Below are 19,858 nucleotides of genomic sequence, written 5' to 3' on the forward strand. Positions count from 1 at the left end.
TTATTTATTCAGCGGGTGCTGCAGCAATTTTAGACCATCCTGGATTTTGATATAAAACTCCATCATCGCGAATTGAATTGGTTAACGCAAATTGGTCAAGAGGTATTGGACTCAAATAATGTGCTTGCGGAAACGTATATCCCTCAAAAGCGATATTTGTTTCAGAGCGACGGAATGGCTGATAGTATTTTGAACCTCCATTCTCTGGCGAATAAGAGATATTATCTCCTTCTTCAAGCATACCATCCCAATCGGTATAATAATGGTCCCAGAAGTTATAGCCTTCAACAATATAATTCTCCATTTTGTCCAAAGAACGCCAACGATAAAGATCCATTAAACGCATCCCTTCAGCTATAAATTCACTACGTCGTTCACGACGAATATTGTATAAAGTTGCATCAACCTGAGCTTCGCCTGAATGAGTTGCCAAATCACGTTCTTTCGATAAATCTGTATTTGCTATTGTTTTTTGAAAGTCAGTATCAACTTGGGCACGTGCTCTGATGTCATGCCAATAGGCAGTGGCAGTGGCATTCAGATTGCCATTTCGTTCATAGGCCGCTTCGATGTAATTTAAATAAGCCTCTGCAGCTCTAAAAATTGGGCAATCAGTAATTCCTGCTGTGGATGAAAGAGCCTGCTGTGGATCGGTACTCATCCATTTCTCCAGCTGATACCCTGACGAAACCCCTTGCCAACCAGATCCTAACAATAGCATCGGGTAATCAAAATATTCTTTTGAACCATTAGAATTGACTTTACGGACATCGCCTTCGGATAATACAGATTGTTGGAATCGCATATCTCGGTCTGTAACAGCATCAGATATTTTAACATCTCCTTGATAATTGGAACCATTTGCATAAATCGGCAGACCATTGTTCATCAGAAATGATTCAACCAACGAACGAGTATAACCACTACCACCACCAGTTCGTTGCAGGTAATGCGTAGCTCCATGTCCGGTTACTGTTCCAACATTGTATGTTTTAAATAGTAGTACTTCATCAACCGACTCTAAGGCTGTTGAAACAAACATTTCCTGGTAATTTGAAGATAACTCAACATTATCGGCTACAGGCTTTGCAAAGCTCATTGCCTTATCAAGAAAAAAGTTAATTTCGTCATCAACACTTCCGGCATTGAATGAAAAATCAGGATACAAGGCGCTTCCTGGCCATCCTTCGCCTCCCGGTACACGGGCAGTACCTTTATGATATTTTAGCCAAGTGCCTTCAAATAATGCAACACGTGATGCTAATAAGTAAGCAACTGATTTACTAATTCGATTTTTAGAACGGCCATCGTCTAATAATTCAATAGCTTTTGAAAGGTCATCCAGAATAAACCTTGCTACCTCATTTCGTGGAGCACGCTTACTAGCCTTACTTAAAGTTTCGGTATCATCTGCCAATACAGTTTTAATTATTGGAAAATCGCCAAAAGCTTGTAATTTGTTAAAGTAAAACCAGGCTCTAAAGAAATAGTTTTCCCCTCTGAAATGTTGAACATCTCCATGATCTGCATCAAGAACTCCTTCATTAATTCGACTTTCAACTGTTTCGATAAAGTAATTACACTCACGAATATTGTTGAAATACCAATCGCCTACCTTTTTACCTGCCGAAGCGGGTACTAGCTTATAACCCTTTACCAGGTTTATATCAGCTGAACCTCCTATTTGGTTGTCACTATTATTATCAACCGAATATAGTGAATATTGTCCATACACATCAGTTACTTTAAATGATGCGTAAAACTTATTGACAAACAATTCCAAATCTGACGGTTTATTAAAATATGATTCTTCAGATAAGAAATCTTGCGGCTCACGTTGTAGAAAATCTTCACAACTTGTAAATACAGTCATTACTGCTATGATTGCCACACTACTAAAATATTTACATAACTTATTCATTGCATTCAATTAAAAGGTAAGACTTAAACCAGCCGAATATACGGCAGACATAGGGTAGGTTTTACCGCTACCATTAATTAAATCAGCTAATCCTTCAGGGTCAAACAGCATCAGGTTTGTTAGCGTCAGTAGGTTCTCACCTGATACAAATACACGTAAATTAGAAACACCTACCTTACTCAAGAGTGTTTGTGGTAAAGAGTAACCAATCTGCACATTCTTTAAACGCACATATGAAGCATCTTGCAAGAAATGAGTTTGTGACTTGTAATTTTTATCGCCAATAAATGGTCGTGGGTAATACGAATCCATATTTTCGCCAAGTGAACTTCCTGCCGGACGGAAATAATCAAGGTGATCACTATATGGTGATACCTGCCATTGGTTGATACCAGGATAAAAGGCTCCGCCCGAAAGCAAAACATCACGCTTACCAACGCCCTGAATAAATAAACTAAAGTCGAAAGCTTTGTAATTAAAACCAGCATTAACTCCGAACGAATAACGAGGTGTGCTGTTACCAATAACTTTCATATCACCACTATCATTCAGTTTCTGTGCACCTGCGTCAATGACATTATCACCATTTAAATCGCGATACATTATATCACCAGCTGCCCATTGACTTCCAAAAGATGGTTGATTATTCACCAGCCATTCGTTCATTTGCGCATCTGATTGTGCAATACCTACTGTTTCATACCCCCATATCTCACCTAATTGCATACCTTCGTAAAACTGTTGAGTATTACCGGCAAACAATAAATTTTCAGGGTTACTATATTGTGTTACTTCTGATTTAGCATCACTCAATACCACTTTAACGTCATACGAAAAATCATTTGTCACGTTGTCTCTCCAGCCAATTTCAAATTCCCAACCGCGTGTAACCAATTCGGCATTATTGGTTTTTGGTACTGTTGCACCAAAAGAGCCTGGTTTTGCAGGTGCCGGGCCAATCATGTCAGAAGTGGTTCGGTTGAATAAATCGAATGTGGATGTTAATCGATTATTAAACAGCCCCATGTCGAAACCAAAGTTATAGCTTTCGATGCTTTCCCAAGTAATAGATGAGCTATAAGGTGCTGGTGCTGGTAATTCAGAAGGGACATCTCCATCAACAACCCAATTTCCATTAGCAATACTCATATTCTGAAAATAGGGATAATAACTATTGGTATTTTGGTTTCCTAAGACTCCCCATGAACCACGAATTTTAAAACTACCAACGACATGCGAAATAGGTTTCCAAAATGATTCATGCGACATATTCCAACCAGCAGATGCTGATGGGAAAAATCCCCAACGTTCGTCTTCAGGAAATCGTGATGCTCCATCGGCACGCATATTAACTTCTACCAGATATCGCTGTTTATAATTGTAGTTGATTCGGCCAAAAATACCTAGGTTACTCCATTCTCCTTTAGCTTCGTAAACAAACTTTTCGCCGTTTTGAGAAATAAATGGACGTTCATCGGAATCAAGATTATCTGTTCCCAGATATGATAATTTTGATTTAAATAGTTCATTTTGAACACCAGTTAAAAACTTAAAGTTGTGCTCCTTTATTGACTTCGAATAATCGGTATAAAAATTAAAGGCTGTATAGTTAATCTGACGTGATCCAATTTGGAAATAATTCTGTCCAGGGGCTGTTATGGCATAAATACCATGCTGCCTTGCTTCAATTTGCGGTACGTATCCCTCAAAAACAGGAATATACTCATCATTGCGATTAGGTTGAGTTATGGATACTTTTGCGATGTGTTTGGTGTTATCATGATTTTCAATACGTGAATTAATTTCACCAAAAATATTCCAGTTTTTAATTGGTTCAAATTTAATCTGTGCTTTATTATACAGATAATCTTTCTGATCGACAGTTCGACCTCCATCTACTAGCTGGTTAACTAATGACTTCTGAGTGTAATCGCCATAAGGAGTATACAAGGCAGTTGTAGGAATACGACGGGACAAGTTATGATAAAACATAGCATCCTGAGCAGTTGGCTTATCCAATTCTTTACGAATAAATCTTGAAGTTAGATTCAAGGTCACTTTTTCATGCAATTGAGCACCAATCTTTGTACTTAATGTCTTTCGTCCAAAGGTTTCATTTGAAAAACGGAATGAACCTTCCTGATCTAAATAACCACCAGAAATATAGTAATTCACTTTTTCAGTTCCACCTTTTACACTTAAGTTATGATCTTGAGCAAAGCTAATATCATTCAGGTGTACATCATACCAATCGGTATTACCATAACTTTCGTAGAGCGATAACCACCCTGTGTTACTTTGATTTGGTTGCGTACCAAATGCCAAATCACCGTTTTGAAAATCAGTAATTCGTTGGATTTGTGCTTCCTTGTACACCGGGTTTAATCCCGTATTTTGATATAAATCATTTAAATAATAGGCAAAATCTAAAGAATTCATCCGATCTGGAATATTAATAGGCGTTGAAATACGTAAGTTATTGCTATAATTAACTGTTGTTTTTCCACCTGATCCCTTTTTGGTTGTTACAAGAATAACACCAAATGGTGCACGCGAACCATATATAGATGCTGCAGCTGCATCTTTTAATACAGAAATAGATTCTATATCATTGGGATTAATTTCATTCAGACTTCCCTCAATCCCATCAATCAATACTAAAGGATTTCCTGATGATCCTTGCCCGATGGTACCGGCTCCACGAATATTAATATTCATACTTCCATCGAGTTCACCTCCCATATCATTACTGATATTAAGACCAGGAACTACACCTTGTAAGGCTTGAGAAGCCTGGGCTACAGGACGTGACTCCAACACTTCAGCTTTCACCTGGCTAACCGAACCTGTTAGGTTTTCTTTTTTTACCGTTGCAAAAGCAACGACTACAACCTCATCCAAATCTTCTGAATCTGAACGAAGAGTTACGTTGTTTTCAATAGTTCCGGTTTCTTTTATTTCAAATATTTGATTTTCAAAAGAAATGAAGCTATAAATTAAGACCTCTTTTCCTGTCGACTCGAAATTAATTTTGTAATTACCGTCAAAATCAGTAATAACTCCATTGGTGGTTCCTTGTAAAACAATATTAACACCTGGCAAAGGTTCGCCTGTCTCATCAACAACAACCCCCTTGACTGTTACATTATTGCTTTGGGCCAAAGCATTTATTCCAATAAAGCAAAATAACATTAATGCCAACCAGAATTTATTTATACTTTTCATTATTCTGTTTTTAAATATTCTAATTACTAGCAAGAGTTTATGCTAAAAAACACAAGTTCTTACTTTTTAAAATCCTTATTCATATAGGTATAATCACACATATATGAAGAGTTTTTTAAGAGGGCGTTAGAACAACGCCCCCTTTATTTCCCGATTTAATAATATTTGGCATTGTGTCCATCTTGACTAGACTCGTCAAACTGGTCATTAACATATACTCTAATCCAATCTAACTCCATATTTGCCTCTTGACCTGCTGTCATATTTGGCATTACACCCGACCAGGCACCAATACCTGGTGTAACAATTAACATCATTCCTGACGGGTGATCCCATGGCCAATCATTATTACCGCCTTCTCCTTTGATATGCTCAAAGTATTGGTGACCGTTAACGCCGCCAATTATGCGATCCTCTAAAACTTCTATCCAATATATATTCCACTTAGTTTCATCGGCTAAAGTCACATGAGCCGTTTCGGCATTACCTGTATTAGATGAAAAATTTTGTGTATGCAATGAGCAGTGTGCTTCGTTAGGAAAAGGCATTTCAACCAAATCTAACTCACCGCAATCTGGCCAATTAATTTTATAACTATCGTAGTTGGTTTGTCCCATAAACCAGATAGCTTCATTGAAACCATGGATGCCCGAGTTTTTAAAGCGAACTTCCACACGCATGTTCTCTGTAAACTTTACCCATTTATCACCACCTTGATGATGGCGTTTGCTATAAATAGCTGCACCAGTTTCAAAGAATGCTGGTTCACCATGTTGATTGGTAGTTTCCTCTGTTAATTTTATGGTTTTAAGCTTTAGTGTTCCTTCAGCTGTTCTAATTTTTAAATCTTTATTAAAAGTGGCATTTTTAATTCCATTTGCGGTATTAAAATTCCAGAAACAATCCATTGATTGACCATTCTCAAATTCATTGGCATTCCAGAATTTCCAACCTTCTTTTGTAGGATGATTTACTCCACGATCTAAACCTAATTCATTAGCTTTTTGAGATGGAATGGTATATACAAGAGTTTCATCATTCATAGGATGTAATCCCTGCGATATATTCACTTCAATTTTATTGTCGGGATTTGCTACACTTCTTATCTCGATTATGCCTTCTACATTACTCAAACTCTTGTTATCAGCTGCATTTACTTTAATAACAATTGGTGTTGTACTGGCATTGCCCGATTCATTTTCGATAATGCGAAACTTCGAATTGCTTGAAACAGCTTCCCATGCTTCAACAGCTAGGTTAAGTTGAATCTCAAAATCCTGATTTGAGCCATCAATACTAATATTTTCTTTTTCAACCTCAAAACTAGGCCCCTCACTACCTTGCTGAGCTATTGTGATGGTCTGAACAATATCATTATATGGAGATATACCTATAATATTTAGTTCAATATTACGCGCGTCAGTTTCTGAATTTTTAGGGTATGTAACCTTAATATTTTGCTTTTCATTTGATTTTATACCATTAGCAGGTTCAAATAGAACACCTTCTATTTCACAAGACGCTTCCCAGTCGACATTGCTACTTAATTCAATTGTTAACGAACCACTTTCTGAACTTACCTGATCAATTGATGTTGTAGCTTCTATTAGCGGTTCAAATGCTTCTTGGCTTACTTTAAACCAAACATTATAGGCCGCCTCGTTGTCATTAAATAAAATTGAGTCAGTTCGAACTTCTGTTGATGTATTTTCAGCAATAATAATATCCACACTGGTTTTGCCGGCTTCTCCATTACCTGGTTTTGCCGTTATCCAATTTCCGGTGGCTGATTGACTACTTTTCCAGTTTTTAATTGCCGTAAGTTCTATAGTATGCGTTAAACCTGCAGCATCAATTTTCTCAACTTTGGATTGTGAGAGAATAATGGATTTACCTGCATTTTCATTACCATTCTGGGCTACTTTTAACCATACTTTTGACAAATCATCTTCCGTCGCGCTAATGAATAAGACAGAATCAAGACGTGCTGATTTATTATCGTTTTCATCAATCATTAATATAATCTCTGTAGTTCCGTCGTCACCCTTTTGTGGCTCTACATTAATCCATGTTCCGGTTTCGGATTGCTCTGACTTCCACTTTACGGCAGAAGCAAGGTTTATAGAAATTTCTTCGCCATTCCACGGTACATCAGTCAAAGAGCTTTCGGATAAAGCAATTATACTACCTGCCTGTTGAATTTTAATACTGTCGTTTAACTCATAGGCATTAAAATAAACATAGGCACTTCGCTCATAAACACTTGTATTAGGTGTAAGTTCTACAGATGCAACATTATCACCAGTTCCCTTTTGCGGTGTAACGCTTACCCAATCAACCTCTTCATCCAATTGAATTTCCCAATACGAGTTGGTTTCAATATTAATCTCCATTGAATCAACACCAACCTGTAAAGTGGTTTCATCAGTGAAATACTCTGCAGTAGCGCTAAAATAAGGGATGCGTTGCTCCTCAATATCCTCATTACATGCAACCACCAGCAAACCGGTAACCACAAGCAAATAGCTAAGCGCTTTAAATAATCCTTTTTTCATAACTTAAACTTATCTTTAACTATTTCTTTAGATGAATACTATCAAACAATTCCTTTTTGCATAATATGAACTTACTGATAGTTAATTTTGTGTTTCAAAAATAGTTGTGATACAATTAAACTTCCATCATCATTTTAATCATTACATGTGTAATAATCGTTCAGAAATCAGGATGATTAATCGTTCATTCTACCATGACACATTCAACTTCAAAATCACCATCACACTATCCGATAGGTATTTATACACACACTATTGTAATTAATGCAATGGTTTTATTTTATATGAATATTGATATGTGCCAGCCGGAATCTGGTACTTTTTTATCGGACGAGCTTTCTCGTTCCATGAGTTATTTCCGCCAACACCCGCTTGAAGCATATCTACATTCACTGTGATTGTTTCATCGTTGTAAAGTTCATTAGTGTGTGTTGCCTTTTCCAGATTATCAGCACTCCATGGCCAAACCGAAACATTAAGCGGTTTAGTTCCTTCAATTCTCAATCCATCACCCTTGTCGTTTGTTAACGTAAGCCAACGAACTCCAGTTCTGTTCCCATTTTCTTGTGGATACACATAATGGTAAATAAAATCATCAACCGTTCCGCTATAAACATCAATTTCAGCAGCGGCCTTTCTATCAGCATAGTTTTCCCAAGGACCTCTGCCGTAATAACTCATATTGGTAAAGTCCTTATTAATTCCAAATCGGCTTCCTACTTTTAAAAGCATTGGTAGTGATTTATCAGCCTGTAATTGATAATTGACATTCAATTCTCCATCACCTGTAATTATAAATTCACTCACCTGTGAAAGTTTATCTTCAATTATATGCGTTATTTTAACACTTATCTTTCCAGGTGTAACTTCATCAATTTCGATATCCGATACTTGCAATTGCTGATGGGTATCCTTCCAAAAAGCTGATGTTTTATGCGATTTCCACCCTCTGCGGTCATTATCTGTTTGAGGTCGCCAAAATGATGCTGTTAATGGTGCTTCAATGATATTTATTCCTTTGAACTTATATTGTTTTAGCACACCACATTTCTTTTCGAAAATTAAGTTAAACTTATTCCCTGATAATAAGAGTTCTGTTTCTGTTTCACTTAGTTCTATTGAGGAATATTTATTGCTCTCAGCAGGCTTTTCTTTGTATAAAGGCAGTTTAAACTGTTCTTTGGCAACCTCAAACCCAATCTCGGCAAATGGGGTTCTATTCTTCTGTTCTACCCACACCCTTAGCCAATACTCGGCTCCCGGTTTAATTTTAAGGTTCTTAAAAGGTATTACAACTTCTTTCCATTGCCCGGGGTTGATATGCACATTTTCTATTGTGCCTACCTTAATTTCCTTGCCTTCTTCAGAAACACTCCATTTGAAGTTATAGTTGTCCGTATTAGTAAAATTGAATCGGTTTTTAATTCTAACTGCACCATTCTTCAAGTCCACAGCTCCAAATTCAACAGGTTGAAAAATATATTTACACTCCCATAGTTGCGGTTTTGGTGTTCTGTCTGATGCAACTATCCCATTAATACAAAAGTTACTCAAGTTAGGCTTATCACCAAAATCTCCTCCATAAGCCCAATATACTTGACCTTTGTCATCTTCTTGTAAAATACCCTGGTCAATCCAATCCCAAATATATCCGCCAATCAGATTAGGCGAGTCATACACTAAATCCCAATATTCTTTCAGGTTACCAAGCGAGTTCCCCATTGCATGTGCGTATTCACACATGATAATCGGACGTTTTATTTGCCGATTATTTACTAGATTTTGAACTTGCTCAATTGACGGGTACATCCTACTGATGACATCTACGTAAGCAGGGTCAGTGGGATTAGCCATTTGCGTATTATAATTTTCTTGCCACTCTTTTGTGTTAACCGGAATGTAATCCAAACTAGTTGGTACGCCCTGAGCTCCCTCGTAATGCACAAATCTTGTGGGGTCGTAGTCTTTTACCCATGCAGATGCAGCTGCAAAATTAGGGCCACAACCTGATTCATTTCCCAATGACCAGGAGATAATAGAAGCATGATTTTTATCCCTTTCAACCATCGCAATGATACGCTCAAGAAAAGAATTTGACCATGTAGCATCATTTGCTAGTTGTCCACCTATACCATGTGTTTCTACATTTGCCTCATCCATCACATATAATCCATATTCATCACACAACTCATAGAAATAAGGGTCATTAGGGTAATGACAAGTCCTAACGGAATTGAAATTAAATTGTTTCATCAATTGAACATCTTTCCGCATATCAGAACGACTAACTGTTTTACCAGTTACGTGGTGATGGTCATGGCGGTTAACTCCTTTGAGTTTGACGGATTTCCCATTTACCAATAACTCACCGTTTTTGGTAATTTTTATGTCTCTAAAACCAATCTTACAACTCCTTGCCTCTACCAAATCTTTATTAGCATTGTATATAGACATGACTAATGTGTACAGGTATGGTTGTTCAGCAGACCATTGATGCGGAGAAGGAATCATTTTCTCCATTAAAGCAAAATAAATATTATCACGCGGGACATGTTTTTTATTAACCACTTGGTTGACATCAACCGTGAGCGGTGAATCCAATACCTCATGACCATTGGCATCAAAAAGCCTTGCTGAGAACTGCCAATTATTTATATTTATATCGTCCGTCATTTTAATAGTTGGATTTATCTTCAAAGACGCGTTTGTAAACGTTTTATCAAATTTTGTTTGTACAAAAAAATCAGATAAATGCACCTTGGGTTGTGCCATTAAAAACACTTCACGGTGAATTCCACTCATACGCCAATGGTCTTGGTCTTCAAGATAACTGCCATCGCACCATCTAAATACCTGAACGGCTATTTTGTTGTTGCCTTTTTTTAAATAGTTTGTAATATCAAATTCGGCTGGTAATCTACTACCTTGGCTGTAACCAGCAAGATGACCATTTACCCAACAGTAAAAAGCTGAAGAGACACCTCCAAAATGTAATATCACGTTCTGTTCAGTCCAATTTTTCGGCAGTTCAAACTCTTTTATATATGACCCAACCGGATTATCTCGTTCAATAAATGGTGGATTAACCTTAAATGGGTATTCAACATTTGTGTAAATAGGCGTACCATAACCTTGCATTTCCCAACATGAGGGTACAGGTATTTCGCCCCAATTACTATCATCAAACTCCAGCATCTGGAAGTTGTTAGAGCGTAATTCTGCTTTTGGTACAAAATTAAATTTCCAATCTCCATCCAACATCAATAAACTGGATCGCTCTCGTTGACCTAATAAGGCATCCTTTTCGCTACCATATGAGTATGAAGTAACCCGTGCTGGCATTTTCATTTGACAGGTTACAAATTGATTTTCCCAATCTTTTTGCTGAGCATTAATAACCGACGAAGCACTCCTGACTAATATGAACAGGATGAGTAGCCGTAAATAATTATTCTTCATTAATAACATGTATCGAGTGTTTAAATAATAATCCGATTAATGGGTAAATTGTCACTATACCACCTTTTTTAATTGCAATTATTTGTAACAAAAATATCGACTGTCTTTTATTGCTGATGGTGACGTTTTAATCTTTGTAAAGCGCTTTTTTCTCCAGACTATAAGGTGGTTATTTTATTCATTTAAGATGGATTAATTATTCACTTTAACACCACATTAGTTGTGGTAGCAGGGGTTTGATTATAATACATCATGGACGCATTTTCTCAGAGTAATAACTTTATGTGGAAATCATTAATTTCGCAGTTGGATAAAACAGTATTAGTACAACTCTTTCTCTAATTAGATGTTGTTTAAAATAAGTCACCAATAAAAATAAAAGCTGAGTTACTAATCAAGATATGCTGAGAACCTTCAAAATATTAGTATTCATTCTTGCCGGTCACATTATTTCGTATGCTCAATCAACTAACTTTTCGGTTGAGCAAATTACTATTGAAGATGGGCTGTCGGATAACACCATCAACTGTATTTATAAAGATTTTACAGGTTTCATGTGGTTTGGTTCTAACGATGGATTAAATAGATATGATGGAAGTCAAATAAAGTCCTTTAATCCCGATGGCGAAGTAATGCATATACTGGACATTGAACAAAGCAGTGATTCAACCCTCTGGATAGCTTGCTCCAATGGCTTGTATCATTTTAACCCAATTACCGAAAGCTTTGTATCACATTACACTCACAATCCAAAAGATATGAATAGTCTGCCTGGTACAAAAGTAAGTTCAATACATATAGCACAAAAAGGTGGACTATGGCTGACTACCAATCAAGGCTTATCCTACATGACGATAAATAACTCCAATGAGGTTACGTTCTTAAATCATATCATCAAAAAAAAGAATGGACAGCCGTATATCAACTTTACAGATTTATATGAAGATGGTGATGGACTGATTTGGATTGGCTCGTATGAAAACCATTTGATTAGATTCAATCCCTTTACCAATGAGGTTGAGGAATTTACACTCTTACCCAAACACAAAGCCAATAATTTTAAGTTTATACAAAAAATATTTGCCGAGAATGACAAATATCTATGGCTGGCTACACTGGGCAGTGGTGTCCTGCGATTTAACAAATCCTCTGCCAACGTTGAGCAATTCACATACAATCACACTGCAATTAATTCCCTAATTCACACTGACATATATGCCATATCTCAAGATAATTTAGGCAATATTTGGCTGGCCACATGGAATGGCGTTGATGTTACTGAATCTTCCAACGAACGGTTAAACAAACCACATTTTACCCATTACAACTGGAATCATCCTCAATTTAGAGATAAGTTAGAGAACAGAACAAGTGCATTGTTCTTTGATAGCTCTGGAGTTATGTGGATTGGAACTTTTGGTGGTGGTGTAGTGAAAGTTAACCTCGGTCATCAGAATTTCAGAAGAGTTAACTTTGATTCTTCACCAAAGCAAAACCACTTGGAAATAAAAGATATCGTTGAAGATGAAAGTGGGTATTTATGGGTATCGACCTGGCATGGTGGAATAAAGAGAACCACAGCACAAACCGGAGCAATAAATACGAACGAATTTAAAGAGTTCCTGCATAGCGATAGGCACTCTAACTCCATTGCTTCAAATGTTGTGGTAGCAAGTGCCAAGGATGAAGATAACAACTTGTGGTTTGCTCATGAAGGCAGTGGTTTGTCTTTATATAATGCAAAAACGGAAGACTTTACTAATATTTTGACTAACACTAAAAAAAATGGTACCCAGCCGAAAATTAAAGACATTTACATCGATTCGAAACATAGATTCTGGATTGGCACTAACAATGGCTTAGTCTTTTATGATAGAAAAGAAGATCTTTTTCATCGAGTTACAAGGCAAACAAAAGCAAAACTAACACTTAATTCTAATTATATCAGAACCATACTGGAGGATGCTGAAGGTAATATATGGATTGGCACAAATAATGGTCTCAATAAATTAATTTATCACGAACGTGACTCTTTTCGTTTTAATCACTTTAATGATATCTATACACCAATAGAACAGCTAAAAAGCAAGGAAGTTTGGTCCCTTTATGAAGATTCTTCCGGAACAATCTGGATTGGTTATCGTGGTGGTTTAGGTAAGTATATTCCTATGCAAGGGAAACTCCGGTTTTATACCAAACGCGATGGTTTGTGCGATAACTTTATCACATGTATTACTGAGGACTCGCAAGGCCATTTGTGGCTCGGCACTGACTCCGGCATTGCGCGTTTTAATAAACAAAATGAATCGTTTACCAATTACTACATTAATAACAACAATCGCACTGCCTACACTGATTCTAAGGGCAATATCTATTTTGGAAACAACCGTGGCTTATTAGTTTTTAATCCTGAAAGGTTTGTTAAAAATGAATTTATTCCACCAGTCGTTATTTCAGACCTTAAAATTAAAAACATATCGGCATCTACTAAACAAGCAAATAATAAACCAGTTATAGAACAATCGATAAGCTATACAAGAGAATTGACAATAAAACATACAGAGAATAATTTTACACTCGAATTCATAGCCTTATCATACCTTCATCAGGAGAAGAATAAATATGCCTACCGCCTTAAAAATTTTGATGACAATTGGGTTTTTACCGATGATAAACGGCGGTATGTAACATACAATAACCTCAGACCTGGCGATTATATATTTGAGGTAAAAGCATCAAATAACGATGAAAAATGGAATAGCGTACCCACAACTATTAAAATAACAATATTGCCTCCGTGGTGGGGCACTTGGTGGGCCTTTACACTTGAAGCGATTCTATTATTCGTTTTTATATTTGGTATTTTTAGGTTACGACTAAATCGTTTAATAAAACAGCAGCAGCACGACCTGCAGCAAACTGAATTGAAAAACAACCTTAAGATTGCTCGAATTAAGCACAAAAAAGAGCAGGAGCTTAGCACTATGAAATCGCGATTTTTTATGAATATATCGCATGAAATCAGAACACCATTGACGCTAATTACTGCACCATTAAAAGACATCATTCAATCGCAACAACTACCAACAGGTTTAAAACAACGCGTTATTTTAGTTAATAAAAATGCTGAAAAACTATTGACTCTGGTAAATCAATTGCTTGATTTAAGAAAAATTGAAACTCAGGAAATGAATACTTTTGCCTCGAAAAATAATATCGTTCCATTTGGCAAAGCAATTTTCAACTCATTTAAAGATTTAGCAAGATTAAATAAGATTGAGTATACTTTTATTTGTCAAAACCAATCAATTAGGTTGTGGTATGACACCAGAAAAATGGAGACGATCATAACTAATATCCTCTCTAATGCTTTTAAATATACACCTCAGGGAGGAAGTATTACTATGGAGGTTCGCCTTTCATTGCCAGATGATAAAGCTTTAAAGCATTGTCAAATCATTATTAAAGATACCGGTAAAGGCATCGGTCAAAAACACATTGAAAAAATATTTAACAGATTTTACCAGGTTCCTGATGCACAATCATCTGTAAAACCAGGAACAGGTGTTGGACTTGCGCTTGTTAAAGAACTTGTTGAACTTCACAAAGGCCAGATAAAAGTTAAAAGCTCAGTCAATAAAGGCTCCGAATTCACATTAAGTTTTTTATTGGGTAACAAACATTTTACGGAGAAAGAGTTGTCAGATACTGAAAGTAACGATCTAGTTACGTTAGAACAAATTCCAGACACCCCAACCAGCACGAATATGATTTCTGGAACTAGAAGCGAGAACAACAGTGATAACCAGCTGATGCTATTGATTGAAGATAATGATGACATTCGAAGTTACATTAAAAGTATTTTTTCAACTAACTTTAATGTTATAGAAGCTACAGATGGCAAAGAAGGAGAAAGATTAGCATTAAAACACGTTCCCAACATCATAATTTGCGATATTATGATGCCAATAAAAAATGGCATAGATGTATGTCAAAGCCTTAAGGTTGATAATAAAACTTCGCATATTCCAATTATTCTTTTAACAGCTAAATCAGCTGATGCGGATAAACTAATTGGGTTAGAACATGGTGCCGACGATTACCTGACAAAACCATTTGATACAGAGATGCTAATAGCACGTGTTAATAACCTCGTTAACGCAAGACAGAAATTAAGAGAACACTACAGTAAAAAAGTTACCATAGAGCCAAGCGAACTGGAAGCAACACACCATGAAGAAGAATTTTTACAAAAGGTAATTAAGCATATTGAAGACAACCTGCAAAATCCTCTGTTTAGTGCCAAAACATTGGCAACCAACCTAAACATGAGTCAACCAAGTCTTTACCGCAAATTAAAAGCACTCACCGGCTTATCTATTGCCGAATTTATACGTTCTATTCGAATTAAACGAGCTGCACAGCTCATAGTACTAAAAAAATATACAATTACAGAAATCTCAGAACTAATAGGCTTCAGTGATACGGCTTATTTTCGCAAGTGCTTTGTCAAAGAATTTGGTATCACACCATCGGAATATAGCAAAACACATGGTTAACGATTACATGCAAAAGTGAAGAATCAAGAATAACCATTGTGTTATATTTGAAACTTCCGAATGAGTATACTCAGAAATAAAGCAACCCATAAATCCTGTTTATCAGATATTTGCAAGAACAACAGGTGATTTCATATACCAAATTTGAATAATTCATCCCCTGTCATTACTGACGAATTATTCGCCTTTCTTTAAAGAATTTACCACCTCAAACTGTTCGATACTGCCTTTACATTTGCCTCTGTTATTTGCTCGAAATGCAAATAGCGCTAATTAATCTATTTTAAGTAAAAACGATTTATTATGAAAAAATCATTACTATTTATTGCCACTCTTTTTGTGTGCGCAATGAGCTATGCTCAACCTTCTAAAGGTTACTCATTTAATAACGACTGGTCTTCTAAACTAACACTCCCAGGTGCTTCTTTAAGCACAGCATATGCTGATTTGCAGTCATTCACAATTGAATTCTGGTGGTTACGTGAAATTGCCGGAGTCAATCGCAAATTAATTGATTTTGGCTGGGATAGGGCTACAAATAAAGGATTTACCATTCAGATTTCCAACGATAATATGTTAGCCCTTGCAATAGGTAACTCAGTAGCTTACACTGATGCTGGTACAATTAACGATTTTAATAATCCAAAATGGGAACATTTAGCCTTCGTATTTGATGGACTAAACAAGACGATAAAACTATATGTTAATGGTGTTCTATCTGTTGAAAATGATCCTTCTACAAATCCTGCCCCAGATAAATTCCCTGGTAGTTTTGCAAGTAATTTTCAGATTTGTCATCAAGGGATGAAATGCAAAATGGCTGATATTCGTGTTTGGGGTGCTGTTTTGGATGAGTCAACCATCGCTAATAATTATCAGGATTACATTCCAATGAGTCATCCAAATATCTATGATCTTCTTCACAATTGGAAAATGAATGAAGAAGACGCCGATGACGTAAATAATGTATTAGATAGCGGTTCATCTAAAGTACATGGTACAATATCTGGAGCTGGTATTAAGTTCTTCAATAACACCCCCACAAGCATTTTTGATAATAAAAATAAAAAAGCCGACTTATACTACAACAATACCACGAAAACGTTACTCATAAAAAACGAATCGATTGGAGTTGGGAGCATACGCATTTATAGTTTAACAGGTACTTTGATTAAAGAAAAAACTATGGCTTTTAATAATTATCACACTAAAGTACCATTTACAGCCAGTACACCTGGAATATATATTGTTGAAGTAATTTCTAATGGAGAAAGAGCTTACAAGAAGATACTAGTAGAGTAAACCTTTATTTTTTCTTGCGAGAAGTACTTAGGCCTTCTCGCAATTTTAATCAGTAAAATTTAAATACCAAGCCTCTCGTTAATTGAAATAAATACAAGTAAATATCTATTACCTGTCGTCTTCTATAACCATTGATATTGAACTCCAACACCCTTAACATGAAAAAAAATCTAATCTTCATTCTTATAGCTTTAGCTTTTTTAACCGACATAAATAGCCAAACTAAAAATTTATGTCTGAGCTTTGATGGACTGCAAGAATCAAAAATTTCGTCCGGCAATGTGGCGGCATTGAACAACACCTCTGCTTTTACCATTGAGGCTTGGATACTTATCAATCAATGGAACGAAGGCGCTATACTTTTTAAAAAGGAGGGTGCAGACTGGAAAACTAAGATAAGTATGACGCTGGGGCCTGATGCCAGCAAACGTATCTATCTACATGTGTCAAATGGTACAAATACCTATATGGCCCTGGATAACTCGTCTATTTCTGTTAACAAGTGGCACCATGTCGCTGTTGTTTATAAGGGTGATTCAACAGAGCAGTTAACCGTTTTTATCGATGGTGAGCAGTCCGGCAATAAATGGTACTCTACCGTTAACAACTCCTTACCATCAACTACTCCTACTACTAATGGAAACCTGGAAATTGGCAGTCGATTTAATGGCCAAATCGACGAATTCAGAGTTTGGAATACATCCCTAACTGCTGAACAGTTAGATTTCAATAACACCATAAACAAATACCATCAATTGTATGATAAGCTCAAAGTTTATTATCGAGGTGATCAAGATCTTTTGACCAATATTTACGATTACACTGGGAACTACCACGCAAGAGCTTTTGGGAATGTTGCAAAAAATATTGTAAGCAACAATCCTAATTTTAAATACCGAATTGTCAGCAGTTACGTTCGCCAAAATCGCTTTCAAACAGGACAAATAAGCGATGAATATCTCCATAATAATAATGACCTCCTTTTTATTGGTACAACTACAGTAAAAAAAGATGGTGGTATCTATAACGAATACCCGGATAATGATGGTGTTCTTTCGAACGTTAATTATCTGGATCAATTTGATGGACGAAGTGGTGTGCTTCAGTTTAATGGGCAAAACTCAAAAGTTAATTGCGGTGAAGGGCTTCTATATCAGGCAGCCAATGTAGGAGCTAAGCAATTTACATTCGAAGCATGGGTATACATTGATGAATGGGTGGAGGGAAGCTTCATCTTCCATAAAACACTGGACTGGCTTAATAAAACATCGCTTAGTTTAGGAACTGAAGCCAGTAAATCTATAAACATCCACGTTAACAACGGAACCAATACCTACGCTGTTGCAGATAATAAATTATCGACCGGCAAATGGCATCACATTGCGGTAGCTTACAATGGAAGCGCCGGCGCATTTAAGCAATTTGAGATATGCATTGATGCTGTACCTGTTAAGCACTGGTTCAACAGAAATAATGGTTTAGTTGCTACCAATTGCCCCAAAATTGAAGGGGACTTTATTATTGGTGAAAATTTTAAGGGTAAAATCGATGAAATCAGATTGTGGAAAATAGCACAAACACCTGAAGCAATTACCAAGTTAATGTATAAAAAAGTACCAAGTCATTGGTGGGAATACAGTTTATTAACAGGCTATTGGCAAGTAAACAACCGCATCACACCAGCTAAAGATATAAAAAACATCAAATATGACTTACAGCGATTAAAACAAGCTGTGAAAGAGCTGAGCGATGTTCAAGTGCGTTTTAGCATTATGGGCAAAGAGCAATGGAAAGAAATGATCAAAACATCGGCGACACGTGAAACTTTTGCTAATAATGTAAAAACAATGGTTGAAACCTATGAGTTGGATGGTATCGATCTGGATTTTGAATGGTGTGAATCGCCAGATGAGTGGGCCAACTATAGTAAAACGATTGAAGCAATTGATGCTGTTTTACCGGCTGACAAATGCCTGAGCGTTTCCTTACATTCATTCTTTTATAAGCTTAGCCAGCCTGCAATTGACGCTTGTGACTTCATTTCCATTCAAGTATACGGGCCACAAAACCATCTGTTTCCCTACGAACGGACAGAACAGGATTTTCAAACAGTAACCAATTATGGTATACCTGCCAATAAACTGGTGATAGGCTTACCGTTTTATGGCAATGCAGCCGACCATACAGAAGTTGGTTACAATACGGTTTTAAAGCAAATCCCGGATATTAATCCAGAAGCTGACGAAGCTGAAATAATAATGAATGATCAGCTTCAGAAAGTCATATTTAACGGCCAGAAAACAATCATTAAAAAAACACTATTTGCTCGCAATAATAATTGTGCAGGCGTTATGTATTGGGATTCAGCCACTGATTTAGATTATAATAACTCAAAATGTTTACTCCGAGGATTAAATACCATTATCAACGCCAATGTTGATTCTACGATTACTCAGCTAGAGTTAAAAGGAACAAACCAGCCAACAAGTATTACTAACATTGATAATAACAATCTAACTATTTATCCCAATCATGCTAACCAATCTTTTAGTATTGATTCAGCAAGTTCTATTAAACAAGTACGAATCATTAACCAAAACGGCGAAACGGTTTTTAACCGACATTATTCAAACGTTAATCATATCAGCAATATTAATGTTTCTGCATTATCTGGCGGTTTATACATTGTAAAAGCTACACTCAATGAGGGAAAAGCAGTTTCATCAAAACTAATGATCAATCATAATTGAAGATAGCTACAAAACCACTATTACACGACTAACCTTACCATATTCTATATTCTACAACGAATACAATTATACACGATACGTTAATCA

General features: G+C 36.4%; 6 protein-coding genes and 3 pseudogenes. 5 read left to right on the forward strand and 4 right to left on the reverse strand.

The features are described from left to right. Window positions 1–4 precede the first annotated feature (4 nt). The 4 genes from ACRD7A_RS10325 to lacZ form a co-directional block, all read right to left on the reverse strand. Window positions 5–1,921 carry a RagB/SusD family nutrient uptake outer membrane protein gene (locus ACRD7A_RS10325; protein ID WP_430811082.1) on the reverse strand — a complete coding sequence of 639 codons (1,917 nt, stop codon included), beginning with the start codon at window positions 1,919–1,921 and terminating at the stop codon, window positions 5–7. Between the two features lie 9 nt (window positions 1,922–1,930). After that, entirely contained in the window at window positions 1,931–5,146 is a 3,216-nt protein-coding gene (locus ACRD7A_RS10330) for a SusC/RagA family TonB-linked outer membrane protein (RefSeq protein ID WP_430811081.1), read from the reverse strand. 155 nt (window positions 5,147–5,301) lie between these two features. Continuing rightward, complete coding sequence (locus ACRD7A_RS10335) at window positions 5,302–7,701, reverse strand: BACON domain-containing protein (protein WP_430811080.1); 2,400 nt, start codon at window positions 7,699–7,701, stop codon at window positions 5,302–5,304. Between the two features lie 261 nt (window positions 7,702–7,962). Beyond that, a complete protein-coding gene (gene lacZ, locus ACRD7A_RS10340) occupies window positions 7,963–11,169 on the reverse strand; it encodes a beta-galactosidase, LacZ type (RefSeq protein ID WP_430811079.1) in 3,207 nt (1,068 codons plus the stop codon). Between the two features lie 392 nt (window positions 11,170–11,561). Here lacZ and ACRD7A_RS10345 point away from each other — a divergent pair. The 5 genes and pseudogenes from ACRD7A_RS10345 to ACRD7A_RS10365 all read left to right on the forward strand — a co-directional run. Beyond that, a pseudogene (locus tag ACRD7A_RS10345) lies at window positions 11,562–14,816 on the forward strand (two-component regulator propeller domain-containing protein); the annotation flags it as partial. Between the two features lie 219 nt (window positions 14,817–15,035). Then, window positions 15,036–15,282: pseudogene (locus tag ACRD7A_RS10350) on the forward strand (response regulator); the annotation flags it as partial. A 200-nt stretch (window positions 15,283–15,482) separates the two neighbouring features. After that, window positions 15,483–15,719, forward strand: a pseudogene (locus ACRD7A_RS10355) (helix-turn-helix domain-containing protein); the annotation flags it as partial. Between the two features lie 303 nt (window positions 15,720–16,022). Then, complete coding sequence (locus ACRD7A_RS10360; RefSeq protein WP_430811078.1) at window positions 16,023–17,021, forward strand: LamG-like jellyroll fold domain-containing protein; 999 nt, start codon at window positions 16,023–16,025, stop codon at window positions 17,019–17,021. A 158-nt stretch (window positions 17,022–17,179) separates the two neighbouring features. Continuing rightward, the gene (locus ACRD7A_RS10365) at window positions 17,180–19,771 is read left to right on the forward strand and encodes a LamG-like jellyroll fold domain-containing protein (RefSeq protein ID WP_430811077.1); all 2,592 of its coding nucleotides are present in this window, start codon (window positions 17,180–17,182) and stop codon (window positions 19,769–19,771) included. Window positions 19,772–19,858: the final 87 nt, after the last annotated feature.

Source organism: Carboxylicivirga longa (assembly GCF_050589825.1).
Taxonomy (GTDB): domain Bacteria; phylum Bacteroidota; class Bacteroidia; order Bacteroidales; family Marinilabiliaceae; genus Carboxylicivirga; species Carboxylicivirga longa.

Coding starts and splice junctions, on each gene's coding strand:
- ACRD7A_RS10325 (WP_430811082.1), bottom strand. CDS start 1,921: ATGAATAAGTTATGTAAATATTTTAGTAGTGTGGCAATCATAGCAGTA.
- ACRD7A_RS10330 (WP_430811081.1), bottom strand. CDS start 5,146: ATGAAAAGTATAAATAAATTCTGGTTGGCATTAATGTTATTTTGCTTT.
- ACRD7A_RS10335 (WP_430811080.1), bottom strand. CDS start 7,701: ATGAAAAAAGGATTATTTAAAGCGCTTAGCTATTTGCTTGTGGTTACC.
- lacZ (WP_430811079.1), bottom strand. CDS start 11,169: ATGTTATTAATGAAGAATAATTATTTACGGCTACTCATCCTGTTCATA.
- ACRD7A_RS10360 (WP_430811078.1), top strand. CDS start 16,023: ATGAAAAAATCATTACTATTTATTGCCACTCTTTTTGTGTGCGCAATG.
- ACRD7A_RS10365 (WP_430811077.1), top strand. CDS start 17,180: ATGAAAAAAAATCTAATCTTCATTCTTATAGCTTTAGCTTTTTTAACC.